Consider the following 13,198-nt stretch of genomic DNA (forward strand, 5'->3'; position numbering starts at 1 on the left):
ATAAATCTAAGAATATCTTTTTCTATTACATACAAAATCGAGGAAGGACACGAGCGTGGTCCTCCCCGATAAAAGTTAAACCTTTAAGAACTTCCTAACGGACATCATACTGCCCCAAACCCCGATTAAGGCTCCCATTAAAATCAAAATACCTGAGAGCTGATAGACAAATGGTTCGAATGGCAGCACTTTGATAAAGGTGCCTTCAAGCTTCGGACCAATATAATCGTAGGCACGATAATAGGCAATCGAAATCAGGATAATTGGTAAAATCGATCCTAAAATTCCGAGCCATAGACCTTCCAAAAAGAATGGCCAGCGAATAAAGCCATTGGTTGCTCCTACTAATCTCATAATCTTAATTTCTCGTCGTCTTGCAAAAATGGTAATTTTAATCGTATTCGAAATTAAGAAAATCGCCGTGAAGAACAAGCCAATAATGAGAACGACTCCTACGTTCCTGCTCGCTTGAATAAACTTAAATAATTTTTCAACCTTGCCCTGCCCGTATTTTACTTTCGAAACATAATTAAGTTTCTCAACCTTATCTGCCACTTTCATAGTGTCTGCCGGTTTTTTCGTTTTTACGATAAATACATCGTTAAGTGGATTATCTTGTTCAAAAAGTTTAAAAGCCTTTCCGTCCTCACCCAAACTCTCGACTAAATTATCAAGTTCTTTCTGTTTAGGAGAAAATGTTACACCTTTAACTTCAGATATTTTCTCTATCTCACTTTTTAATGCTTGCTGATCTTCTTTATTCGCAGCAACGTCGATGTGAACGCGGATTTGCACGTCCTCCTCAATGGTCTCTGCCACACGATTAAGATTCATCATAATAACGAAAAAGACGCCGACTAATATCAGGGTTACGGTAACAGCACTAACAGATGCAAAGGTCATCCACCCATTTCTGCTGATGCTTTTTAAACTTTCACGGGCGTGACGGCCAATCGTTCTAATTTTCATAACCGTAATCACCTCTTTGTTCATCGCGAACAATCTTTCCGCCTTCAATGGCAATGACGCGATGCTTTAATGTATTTACAATCTCTCTGTTATGTGTTGCCATAACAATCGTTGTGCCTCTGGCATTAATTTCTTCAAATATATTCATGATTTCCCATGATGTTTCAGGATCAAGGTTACCCGTCGGTTCATCGGCAATCACTACTTTTGGCGAGTTGACGATTGAGCGTGCAATGGAAACACGCTGCTGCTCACCGCCTGATAGTTCAGTAGGAAGCATTTTGATTTTATGCTTTAATCCAACAAGATCGAGAACTTCCATTACCCGTTTGCGGATAAACTTCGGCTGTGCTTCAATGACCTCAAGGGCAAATGCTACATTTTCATAGACAGTTAGTGACGGCAGCAGTTTAAAGTCTTGGAACACCACGCCAAGATTCCTTCTGAATAAGGGAACCTTTTTCATTTTTAGTTTGGCGAGATTCACGCCATTCATCGTAATCGTACCCGAAGAGGGTACTTCTTCCCGGTACATCATCTTAATAAAAGTGGATTTCCCCGCACCGCTGGGACCCACGACATAAACAAATTCGCCCTGGTTAATCCGGACGTCTATTCCATTAATAGCTGTTACGCCATTAGGATACTTTTTATAGACCTCTTGCAATTCTATCATTACTATCACCTATAGTTTTAGAGTTATTTAGAATAGTATCATAACCATTCGACAATAATCGACATTTATTTGCAAAACTATCCAGAATCACAAACAATATGTGCATAATTTCGCATAGCTTTATTATAACATCAACAATCGCTAATAAAAGCGGTAAAAATATTACAGTTTCTTTTCAAACAATACAAAATCTGACAAGATTAGCCACATATCGAAACATCTCGACAACAATAACTAAAATATCTTCCTGATTTCGAATATATATTCCAAAAAATAAAAAAAAACGTACTGCCTGTAAGAAGCAGAACGTTTTCTCCTCTTTTATTTTTTAGCAGCTAGCCAATCAGCGACTTTTTCAGCGTCATCGCCGGTAACAACGTTTGCCGGCATTTGGCCTTTACCGTTTTTCAAGACATTTAAAATGTCATCCTTAGAGAGTGTCGCGCCCACCTTGGTTAAGTTTGGGCCAACACCACCGGTTAAATCACCGCCATGGCAGCCAGAGCATTTTTGATCAAAGATCTTTTGTGCGTCCCCTGCTGAAGCAGTTTCGGTGCCGCCGCCCTTATCCTTTGTGTTATCATTGCCGCCTCCGCATGCAGCAAGTCCCATTACTAGGGACGTTCCCATTAACAATGCTAGTAGCTTCTTCTTCATCGCCACTACCCCCTTCAGAAAATAATACCATCAGAGTACTATTATACCAATCCTACGCACGTTTGAAACCCTCGCCTAACACTTCTGCCGCATCCATAACAACGACAAACGCTGTTGGATCAAGGGTTTTGACCAATTGTTTCAATTTTGTGAACTCCGTTTGGTCAACCACACACATGAGAACCGGCTTTTCATGGTCTGTAAAACCACCATATGCTGATAGTTTTGTCACACCACGGTCAATTTTATTCAAAATTCCTTCACGAACTTCCTCTTGTTTACTAGTAATGATCATCGCCATCTTTGATCTGCCAAAACCAACCTGGATAAGGTCAATCGTTTTGCTTGTCACATAAAGGGCAATTAACGCGTACAGCCCCTTTTCAATATCAAACACAATGGCTGCAGTGAGGACAATTAATCCGTCGATTATCACGACACATCTCCCAAGCGTAAAACCTGTATACTTATTGATGATTTGAGCCGCAAGGTCCGTACCTCCGGTGGATGCCTTGCCGCGAAACACAATCCCGAGTCCTAATCCTACACCAATTCCCCCAAACAAAGCACCTAGCAGGGCATCATGTGTCCAAGGCTCCAAATCTTTTGTCAAAAAAACAACAAATGGCAAAAAAATCGTTCCTGCTAACGTTTTGACCCCAAATTGCTTCCCCAAAAAAATGACACCTGCAATAAAAAGCGGAATATTAAATGCCCATTGGACATATGCCGGTTCCCAGCCAAGTACTGTTTTGAGTATCGTACTAATCCCGCTTACCCCGCCTGAGGCTACCTGGTTTGGCAGTAAAAACACGTTAAACGCTAAGGCAATAATCGCTGCACCAATTAAAACTAAAATATAATCAATGGCAATCCTCGTTTTTGGATAGGTTTGAGTCAAATTGCTTAAAATATTCATACAGATTTTCTCCTCTATCATTCCTTCTATGGTATAACCGAAAGTGAGTATAGCATGTGATAAATGTAGTGTAAATGACAGTAAAGTGACGCAATAAAGGGCTAAAATATTTTATAGTATCTGCTTAGGATTTGGTTTTCATGAAAGACAATAATAAAAGCCCCTGCCGAATTTTTTCGACAAAGGCTTTTGATGATCTTACGATATTCTTGAACGAAGATACGCATTGATAAACTGGTCTAAATCTCCATCCATCACGGCTTGCACATTTCCGCTTTCGGTACTGGTCCTGTGATCCTTAACCATTGAATAAGGATGGAAAACGTAGGAACGGATTTGCGAGCCCCAGCCGATTTCCTTTTGCTCACCGCGGATTTCCAATAACTCCTGCTCCTGCCGCTCAATCTCCCGTTGATATAGTTTCGCTTTAAGCATTTTCATGGCCGCTTCCCGGTTTTTAATTTGGGAACGCTCCGACTGACAGGTCACGACAACACCAGTTGGAAGATGCGTAATCCGGACAGCTGAATCCGTGGTATTTATATGCTGTCCACCTGCCCCAGTGGCACGATACGTATCAATTTTTAAATCCTCTGTCCGGATATCTACCTGAATTTCTTCATTAAATTCCGGCATGACTTCACAGGATACGAATGAGGTATGGCGGCGGCCGGAGGAATCAAACGGAGAAATCCGTACGAGCCGGTGGACACCCTTCTCAGCCTTCAAATATCCGTAAGCATTATGTCCTTTAATTGCCAGCGTCACACTCTTAATCCCCGCTTCATCTCCAGGGAGATAATCAAGTGTCTCTACCTTAAAGCCTTTTTTCTCGGCCCAGCGGGTATACATCCGAAGGAGCATTGAGCCCCAGTCCTGTGATTCGGTACCGCCTGCACCCGGGTGCAACTCGAGAATGGCATTGTTTTTATCATACTCCTCACTCAAGAGAAGCTGCAGTTCAAATTGATTCAAGCGGACTGTCAGCTGCTGAAGCTCATCCTCAAGCTCTGCCCGTAATTCCTCATCATTTTCTTCCTTCACAAGCTCATAGGTTAATTCCAGGTTGTCATAAGAGTCATTTAATTCCATGAACTCATTCACCTGGTCCTTTAAGCCATTTGCTTCACTGATGATAATTTGTGCCTTTTCCTGGTCATTCCAAAAATCAGGCTGAAGCATCGTATCATCTAGTTCTGCAATTTTGGCTTCCTTATTCTCAAGGTCAAAGAGACCCCCTAAAGTCCGCTAATGTCTTAGCTGTTTTTTCAAGCTCATTCCGAATTTCTGCTAATTCCATTTCCTTCACCTCTATAAAAAATAAATGACATTCGTTTCGTTTCGGTTAAAGTTCCTTTTCCATTATAGCGTGTTAACAGAGAAAAATTCAAAGTTTGGGTTAAAAATAAGGGAAAGCAATTAGTAATTACATCCCTGGCTTCCCCAAAATCCCAAAAATCTCCTTAGTATTTATATATTTCACTCTGTCAAAAATGGTACTATTAAGGAAGAAAAGAGTTTAAGTTATACATAATTTTTTTACAAAACCTGGCTTATAGAGATTACCATTAGAGGAGTGAGTGAGATGGAGAATATAAACCGGAATGATTCTTGTCCGTGCGGTAGTGGGAAGAAATATAAAAAGTGCTGTGGAGCAAGTGAGGCTGTATCCATTACCCAAATTATTGAAAATGAAATCGATGAATTGCAAAAGCAGCTCCTTCATTTTGCTTATTACCACTATGGGCATGAAATACATGAAGATTTTGAAATTCTGCAAACGATGATTGACATCGAAAATGAACAGGAACTAGAATTTTATGAACTGATTCACTCCATTTGGTTTTCTCTATTTGAAGGGTTAGATGATGGGAAAACCATTATCCAAAAATTTATCGCGGTTGAAGCAGCAAAGATCAAACGTCCTAAACTGAGGCAAATTTTACAAACATGGGCATATGCCAAAACGATTGCCGGAAGGGTGCTGGAAGTTGAGAATAACAAGTTGACGGTTGAAGACGGCTTCACATTAGAACCTCTGGAGGCTGTTATTACCAATATGCCCATTACCATTGAGAAAGGCTCTTTCTTTATTGGAATCTTGTTGCCCTATGAGCATAGCTATGCCTTTTTCCCAACGCCATTTGTTTTACCTGGCCTTAAACCTGAACATGGCTTTTCTTATATCGAAGACAGCAGTCTTGACGCCGATTATGACTCCCCCCAAGAATTTTTGACTGATTTTTTCATGGAGGTCTTAAGTGAGCTTCCCATGATAGGGGGATTGCTTGAAATCAATGATTTGGCCTGGCCTGCTCCTATATACAAAGAAGTGGCGGACCTCTTTAAGGAGAAAATGGAATTGCTTTTCCCACCGCCAGTCGTGGACGCAGTCGTTATTCTCTGGTTAGACTTTAGCCACAAAAGGCCAAAACGGATCAAAAATCCATATCTTTATGTAGCAGCACTTCATTATCTGATGACAACGCTTGCGCCGATGGAAGCAGCTGTTACGCAAAAGGAACTGGCAAAACAATACGGTGTTTCCGCCAGCAGTATTTCCTCGATTGTATCCGAGCTTGAATCAGAGTTAGAGGAGGAAATTTCCGATTTAATTGGACTTTTGAATGGTATAGAGCAGATTTCCGATCAGTTGCCTGCCGAAAAAGCACCTGTTATCCCATTTCCTGATATCCGGGGATCCCTAATAGAAGAAAAACATGAAGGAACTGGTCCCATAGTTCAGACAATGGCCAGTATGGATCAAACTCCTAAGAAAAAGGTGCGGAAGGTTTCAAGACGAGATGAAGAACGAGCAAGGAACTTAATTTACGACGCCTTTCAGTCTGAAGGGAAACAGCGTTATAAATTTGCGGAAGAAGCATTAAAGCTGAATCCCAACTGTGTCGATGCGTATGTCATTCTGGCTGAAAAAACAAACAGTCTCGAAGAAGCAATATTACTTTATGAAAAAGGAATTCAAGCCGGGAAACGGGAATTGGGCAAAGACTTCTTTCAAGAAAATACCGGCTCCTTCTGGGGATTAATAGAAACAAGACCGTTTATGCGGGCAAAAATCCACTATGCTGAGGCACTCTCTCTGTTAGGAAAAATAATGGAAGCTGCCCGGCAATATGAAGAACTTCTCGAATTAAATCCAATGGATAACCAAGGGGTTCGTTACTCTTTGTTTGTTGCTTACGTAGATTTAGAAGAATACAAAAAAGCCGGACAACTTCTTCAACAGTATGAGGAGGCTTCGGCCCAGCACGTATATAACAAGCTGCTGCTTGAACTATCCGAAAATGGTTTCTCTAAGGAAGCCCAAATGCTTCTAAAAGCAGCAAAAACAGTGAACAAGCACGTGATTGCCTACTTGACCGGCAAAAAACGGCTCCCTGCCTACCCGCCAGACTTTTATCACTATGGTGACGAAAACGAAGCAATCGTTTACGCGGATATGCACCTGCATTTATGGCGGAAGATTAATGGACTGCAGGAGTGGCTGAAAGGGAAATAAGAAAAGCGCAAACGCCATGGTTAGCGGCGTTTGGCCTAGAGCTGGACAATTCTCAAAGTCAAAATTCTTCCATTTCTAAACAAAAAACGAGCGGAGAAGAAGTCCCGCTCGTTTTTTTATGGATTGGATACCTTTTTAGGTGCGTGTGCCGCCTCGACAAAGGAATTATTATCGCTATGGCATTCCGAACATCTTCTTCCACTATCCATCATATGACCAGGATTGGTTGGATCAATGGCCGCTCCAGTGGATTTATCAAAGATTACTCTGGCTGTTTTACCGTAAAGCACGGTTTTGCTATTGTGACATGACAGACAGAACTGACGTTCAGAAGAGGCATCCCAATCCCCACTAGTTTTACTGAAAGTAGTATTATCTGCCTGGGCATTGCCAAGCTCATGTCTTAACATCTTAATATTATTAGAACCGTGTGTTTCATGGCATTCCGCACAAGGAAGCTGTCCGTTTAGCGAACTGCCGCTATCAATAGTCGCTGCTATTTTATGACCCGATTGTCTAATGAACGTTTCATTTTTATAATATTGTTCAATATTCGAAATCTGTTTACCTGTTTTGGCATCTACTTTGCCATTATGACAGCTTAAACATAATGAAAAGTCGTTGGCATCGCCTGTGGCTGTACTTGCTTTCTTATACGTGTAAAATGGATTTTCACTCGAAGCTGCTGCCGGGTTACGATGCATGCTGTTTGGATTTTCTTTCGTTCCTGGAGTATGCGGATTATGGCAGCTTGTACATGAAACATTGGAATCTTTCACATGTTGATTGTTATCATTATTGCTCTCAAGCTTTGGTGAACCATTCGTTCCATCATGACAGGCCATACACAAATGATCTGCTTCAGCACCATAATTACCGCCATCAAGTGTTGGAGTAGTACCCGTATGGGTGCTATGGCAAAAGGCACAAGCATTTGTTACATTTGAAAACGGACCATGAATATAGTCATTATCCCGAAAATCATTCCCTTTGTCGGCGGGAAATTGATAGCGTTCATAATTTCCACTGACAGTAGTAAATTTAAGGAATCTAGGAAGAATTTCATACCCTAAATCATTTGAGAACTTTGGATTTAAATAAACATAGTAGCTTACGCCTGAATCCAGTCTCTTATTAGGTGTAAAGGAATAAACATAAGCGTTGATCTCATCAGATAACTTAGTTTCCTTCACTAACTTTTCCGTTCCTGTAATATCTCCAAAAAACGTTATCAAAGGTTGAGTGTTTGATAATGGCTCAATACTTCTTACATCGATTAATATTTTATAATCCAATGGAACCCGAGTCATATCTTCAGCTGGAAGAAAGCTGCTTGGTACAGCATTTCCTGGCGTATATTGGTCCTCAGCACCCTTTGGAATCAGATACATTTTCTCCATATAGGGTCTTTTACCTGTTTCATCATCAGCTGGTTGACTCATCGCAGCGGCTTCAATGGATGGTTGATTTGGAGAGATTTCTTCAGCAGCAGACTTTTCTAAATTTGTGGCCTCATCTATAACGTCCGTTGAAGTATCAAGTTTCTGTTCAGTTCTAGTATTCTTAACTGAAAAGGAGTGATCAACTTTATTGCTGGTTCCATCGCTATCGGTGACAACAAAGGTTAGGGTATGAGCCCCTTCACTGAAATCTTTTGAAAATGAGAAATCAGCATATTGATCCTGAGCCAATAGCGACAGCTTTCCCTCACCTGTAATATCAATCGGCTGCTGTACATTGCCCAGCTGTTCGAAAATCCTGACTGACAGTTTGTCAGGAGTTGTAAGATCGTCGGAAATTATTCCTGTAAATTCAACCGTTGAAACATCGAACACTGCCTCTGAATCAGGCGTTAAAATCTTTATTTCTGGTACACCTGATGCTGAAAGTACGTGTGTTTTAGGAGAATATGAAAGGAGCGAACCGATAAAAACACTCCATATCACAACGTATGAAATTAATTTTCGTTTGGAGTTCATCCTTTTCATGATATTCATCCTTTTCTCTTTACATTTAAACATGCAAAAGGGGCTTTCTTTACATTATATCAACTGAATAAACATTAATTTTCTTTGTTAAGTTAAAACTTTTTGACAATTGGGCAGCAAGAGGCAATAATAAAACAAGGCAGTAATAATTACTATTACTACCTTCTTTATCTTCTATAGCACAAGACTTTCTAAGTTAACGAATAGTGGGGCTATTTGTTAACTTTTTTATTTGATTTCGGATTTTCCTTTGAATATCTTAATTGGATTGCCGTATCTGTCAACCCCATCTACTAAGAATTCATTAGCAGGCTGTTGAGTATCAAGGGCATGTGATGATTGGTGACATGTCCAGCATACAGCCATATTTGTGTATTTCTTAAGCGAAGAAGTACCGCTGCCGCTTACATCTTTCATGTAGCCTTTAGCTTTTGCTTCAGTCCAGCCATTTCCGCCTTTGTCAACTGGTTTCATATAATCAGCAATCGTTTTTCCTTGTGTATCTTTAAGGAGTGTAATGTCAGTACCATGTGCAAAGTGACACGCTGCACAGTTTCTACCGGCCGAACTGCTGTTTGTTGTATGTGTGTAATGTCCGTCAGCACGAAGTTTGCCGCTTGATTGGATATAATCATCATGGCAGGTCGAACAGAATTTTGAATAGTTTACTTTAGATGCATTGTTAGGGCCTGTTGATTTTGTAATGACTAATCCAGAATTCGTTGTGCTCGCATTAATATCGGCAAAAGCAGGATCAGGTGTTAAATCAAGTGTTATTGCTTTTGTTCCCTTAGGTACCTCTGGAGCAAATGGTGCTGTTCCGAGAACAGCTTCTTTTAGCAATCTGTCATTGACAGATCCGTGTGGATTATGACAACTGGAACATTCTAATTCTCCTGTTGACTTATTTGAGAATGCACCAGGGGCAGAACCAATTTTGACTCCTGAACCTACATTGTGCATTGAAGCACTATCATGGGACGTGCTGAAAGTACCAGCACCGGAACCTTCTAATACATTATAAAAGCCCATTGTTCCATCATGACATGTTAAGCACATATCATATTCCGAACTTTGGAATTTAAGTAAAGTTGCACTGCTGCCGTTATGGGTACTATGACAGTTAGCACATGAGTTTGTATTATTTTGAAAATTACCATGTGTTTTGTGCGTATTCGGGTTACCATAGCTATCAACGTCACCCACATTAATTCCAGGTGCTGGATTTGTAGTATTTCGATCGAAAGCTGTTGATCCTTCTGCAGATGCAAACGCAGCAAACACGCTTAATAAAACAAGCGTAAGCAATGCAGAAAAGCCTAATTTGATCTTACTCATATCTAAAACCTCCCAAAATTTTCTCTCTCTCTCTTTAGTCTCTCTTAACCTTGAAACTTGAAGCACGAAAAACCATAATCCTACTTTCAGGCATCACCTCCCTTAAGTGAAATTAGAACTTAATAGAAGACCTGGATTCTTTGGTTGATTGTATCCGTTACATATAATGCATCTCGTTCATCAATAAACAGTCCATTCGGCAGATAAAGCTGTCCATTATCTGTTCCCATGCCTCCCAGAACTTCTAATTCATTTCCATCCTTATCATAAGCATAGATGTTATGCGACATATTGCTTACAATATAGACACTGCCTTTTGAATCGACGGCAACCCCTCTTGGATTAACAAATATCGGGGAACCCTCTCCATCCTTTGAACCGTTGATTATTTTAATAAACTTACCGTCTTTAGTAAAAATCTGAATACGGTTATTACCAGAATCAGTTACATAAATATGGTTTTCTTTATCAACAGCCACTGCGTTAGGAGCAATGAATTTGCCCTCTTCTTGCCCAGGCCCTCCAATTTCCATTAATTTTTTGCCTTCCAGATTAAAGACAAATAGTTTATTTTCTTTTATATCTGTAACGAATAATTTATCATTATTAATTCTAAGACCTCCCGGAGCTTTGATAACTTTTTCTTGATCTGGGAAGAATTTAATAAATTCCCCTTTTGGGTTAAAAATTGAAATGTTCCCATTATACAGGTCAGCCACGTAGATATTTTCGTTTTTATCGCCTGCTATTCCATACGGAAACTGAAACTGCCCTTTTTCTGTCCCTGCTTTGCCAAATTTCAGCACATTATTTCCTGATTGGTCAAATACCTGTACTTGATTATTTTTTGTATCCGTTACATATATCAGCTCGCCAATCTTTGCAACATCCATTGGTTTATTAAGAGGATCCTCAAAGCTTCCATAGAAAGACTGTCTAAATTCAGGTTCTCCGCCAGTGGGATTTGCTGCAGCCACAATTGGTTTTAATGTTGACCCTAAATCCAAAAAGGTGATGCCAGAGAATAGGGCTACAGAAAGTACAACCATTGCACTCATCCATAAATATACAGTGGTCTTTTTCAATTCTAGTCATCTCCTTTTAATTGTTGTCCTTATCTTTACCAGCCAATCTAGTTAGCGCTTCTGATGCAGGTTTATAAAGAGGATCATAACTTAAGGCCTTCTTGTAGAGCTCTTCTGCGTCCTTAACTTTACCTTGATCCTCAGCTACTCTTCCAATCTCAAAAATAATATCATTATTTACTGGCATAAGATTATCTGCTTCCTGTAAGGAGGCTAATGCCTCTTTATACATTTTAAGTTTTCGATAAACCATTCCTTCTAATAAATATCCTTTATAGTCTTTTGGGGCAAGCTCTACTGCCTTTTTAGATTGCTTCAAAGCGTCATCGTAGCGCTTTTGATCGTTATAAACAAGTCCTAAGTTGAAATATGCCCCGACATTCTTTTTATCTAAATCTATAGCAACTAATAATTGTTTAACAGCATCTTCATTTTCGGCATTTAAATGATAAGCATAACCGAGATTAACCCTGTGTTCAGGTTTATTCGGTTCCTTACTAACCAAGCTCTCATAATAGGCAATTTGTTCACCTACTCTGCTTTGATCTTTATTAGACCAAATAAATTTATCGCAGATAATATAGCCGCCAATCAAGCTAATAATTAATGCAGCAATAATGAGCGATAGCCCTTGGAGTTTAGTAAAGGTGTCGTTCCTTTTCTGTGTTCGTGTTTCCTTATTTGATTTAGGCTTCTCAATAATCGGGAGTTCTTGGGCCTCCATAAGTATCCTCCTCACAGTTCATCATTTTTTCGTAAGATTCCTAGAAAATAGGGTTTGAAGATCGAGACCTACAAAAGCTCAAACTCTAAATCTTTCACTTTCTATATTACTCCACCAAATAGACCTTAGACTGGATCTACTAGTCCTTATGGCAACTTGTGCAAGTTTTTTCTACATGACAGGTATAGCATCTTGCTTCCGGTTTTTTTACATTTTCCGCCGGTATAGGGTGACCCTTCCGCCAATTATTTTGATGCTTCTTCGAATGACAGGTCGAACAATTAACAGTATTATCACTCGAAGTATTTGTTCGGTTTGAACTGTGACATGTATAGCATTTTTCTGCGTCTTTGTCAGCCTCCACTCCATGATTGCCAATAAATGTGCTTGTATGACTTACTGGACGTGCTTTATGACAACCCTGACAAAAGGTATTTTCTTTTGCATATGCTTGCTCGTTCTTGTTTGAATTGATTCTATCCCCCTGATTTAAATACTTGTCAATGGTTGACGCTTTGTCATACCCTTCCAGTGCTTCGGATGACATATACTTATGACAGGAATTGCAATCGTTTAAATCTGTCTTTGCAGCCGCACCGTGGGTTTTGGTCTTGAAATCAGCCTTTTTATGGCTCTTTGGAAACATTCCAGTCGTATGGCACGCACTGCATTCGGTTGTAATTTTTCGAGCAATATGGCAATCCATGCAGGTATCCATAGTTGGCCGGGTAAATTTCAAATCTGCCATTGCCGCTTTTCCAACTGAAGCATCCCACTTGGAATAATCTGTGTTAAACGTCATGTTTCGATCGGCAATTTTTCCATGGGCCACACTGCTGTGACATTGGGTACAATTAATCTTTTTATCTGAATGCTGATCATGGGGAATAATGATATCCCCAGATGCAGAAACAATACGATTTGACATATTATGGCACTCTTCGCAAGTACTATCGGGAATTTCCTTTGTCATTCGAATAATGGCTGCTGCAGTGGTTTTTTCTTTTTTGATCTTCTTTATGACTTCGTCTGCTTGAACCTTCGCTATCTGTTGAACCCCTGGGTCTTTATGACAGTTAACACAATCCACTTCGCTGTGTGTCGAGGCTTTCCACGTAAAATACTCAGGCTTCATTTCATGACAGGATGAACAATATTTTGAGCCTGAGGCTGCTTCTAGCCCGAAGAAGCCAATGAAGAAAAAGATGGCTAGAAGCAGCAATGTTATAGTTGCAACCTTAATTAACATATAGCGATAACGGGGAGGGGCCGATAACTGTTTGTGTTCTTCATCCATAAAGCGTCCCTCCAGTTTAGAATTT

At 40.1% G+C, this 13,198-nt stretch carries 11 protein-coding genes; 1 reads left to right on the plus strand and 10 read right to left on the minus strand.

All coding sequences use genetic code 11. The features are described from left to right. Positions 1–75: 75 nt before the first annotated feature. From ftsX to prfB, 5 genes are all read right to left on the minus strand, one after another. Positions 76–969 (minus strand): permease-like cell division protein FtsX, encoded by an 894-nt coding sequence (gene ftsX / locus FAY30_RS20580; protein WP_149871619.1) that lies wholly within the window; start codon positions 967–969, stop codon positions 76–78. Then, positions 959–1,645 carry a cell division ATP-binding protein FtsE gene (gene ftsE / locus FAY30_RS20585; protein ID WP_149871620.1) on the minus strand — a complete coding sequence of 229 codons (687 nt, stop codon included), beginning with the start codon at positions 1,643–1,645 and terminating at the stop codon, positions 959–961. The genes ftsX and ftsE overlap by 11 nt, the downstream gene beginning before the upstream one ends. A 321-nt stretch (positions 1,646–1,966) precedes the next feature. After that, positions 1,967–2,302, minus strand: a complete 336-nt coding sequence (gene cccB, locus FAY30_RS20590; RefSeq protein ID WP_149871621.1) for a cytochrome c551 — start codon at positions 2,300–2,302, stop codon at positions 1,967–1,969. 52 nt (positions 2,303–2,354) lie between these two features. Further along, positions 2,355–3,221 carry a YitT family protein gene (locus FAY30_RS20595; protein WP_149871622.1) on the minus strand — a complete coding sequence of 289 codons (867 nt, stop codon included), beginning with the start codon at positions 3,219–3,221 and terminating at the stop codon, positions 2,355–2,357. A gap of 198 nt (positions 3,222–3,419) precedes the next feature. After that, positions 3,420–4,521, minus strand: a protein-coding gene (gene prfB, locus FAY30_RS20600; protein ID WP_149871623.1) for a peptide chain release factor 2 whose coding sequence is annotated in 2 segments (ribosomal slippage) — positions 3,420–4,448 and positions 4,450–4,521 — 1,101 coding nt in all. Because the reading frame shifts where the segments join, the coding sequence is not laid out codon by codon here. Positions 4,522–4,806: 285 nt separating this feature from the next. Between prfB and FAY30_RS20605 the strand changes: the two genes are divergently transcribed. Next, positions 4,807–6,741, plus strand: coding sequence for an SEC-C metal-binding domain-containing protein (locus FAY30_RS20605; protein ID WP_149872799.1), 1,935 nt, complete (start codon positions 4,807–4,809; stop codon positions 6,739–6,741). 116 nt (positions 6,742–6,857) lie between these two features. Here FAY30_RS20605 and FAY30_RS20610 read toward each other — a convergent pair whose 3' ends face one another. The 5 genes from FAY30_RS20610 to FAY30_RS20630 all read right to left on the minus strand — a co-directional run bounded on the left by FAY30_RS20610 (position 6,858) and on the right by FAY30_RS20630 (position 13,173). Then, complete coding sequence (locus FAY30_RS20610; RefSeq protein ID WP_190284706.1) at positions 6,858–8,729, minus strand: cytochrome c3 family protein; 1,872 nt, start codon at positions 8,727–8,729, stop codon at positions 6,858–6,860. 228 nt (positions 8,730–8,957) lie between these two features. Next, a complete protein-coding gene (locus tag FAY30_RS20615; RefSeq protein WP_149871625.1) occupies positions 8,958–10,067 on the minus strand; it encodes a cytochrome c3 family protein in 1,110 nt (369 codons plus the stop codon). A gap of 119 nt (positions 10,068–10,186) precedes the next feature. Next, on the minus strand, positions 10,187–11,152 hold the full coding sequence (locus tag FAY30_RS20620) for a 6-bladed beta-propeller (protein ID WP_149871626.1): 966 nt from the start codon (positions 11,150–11,152) through the stop codon (positions 10,187–10,189). 16 nt (positions 11,153–11,168) lie between these two features. Next, positions 11,169–11,876 carry a tetratricopeptide repeat protein gene (locus FAY30_RS20625; RefSeq protein WP_149871627.1) on the minus strand — a complete coding sequence of 236 codons (708 nt, stop codon included), beginning with the start codon at positions 11,874–11,876 and terminating at the stop codon, positions 11,169–11,171. 139 nt (positions 11,877–12,015) lie between these two features. Beyond that, the gene (locus FAY30_RS20630) at positions 12,016–13,173 is read right to left on the minus strand and encodes a NapC/NirT family cytochrome c (RefSeq protein ID WP_149871628.1); all 1,158 of its coding nucleotides are present in this window, start codon (positions 13,171–13,173) and stop codon (positions 12,016–12,018) included. Between the last annotated feature and the right edge of the window lie 25 nt (positions 13,174–13,198).

The organism is Bacillus sp. S3 (assembly GCF_005154805.1).
In the GTDB taxonomy this organism is placed as follows: Bacteria; Bacillota; Bacilli; order Bacillales; family Cytobacillaceae; genus Neobacillus.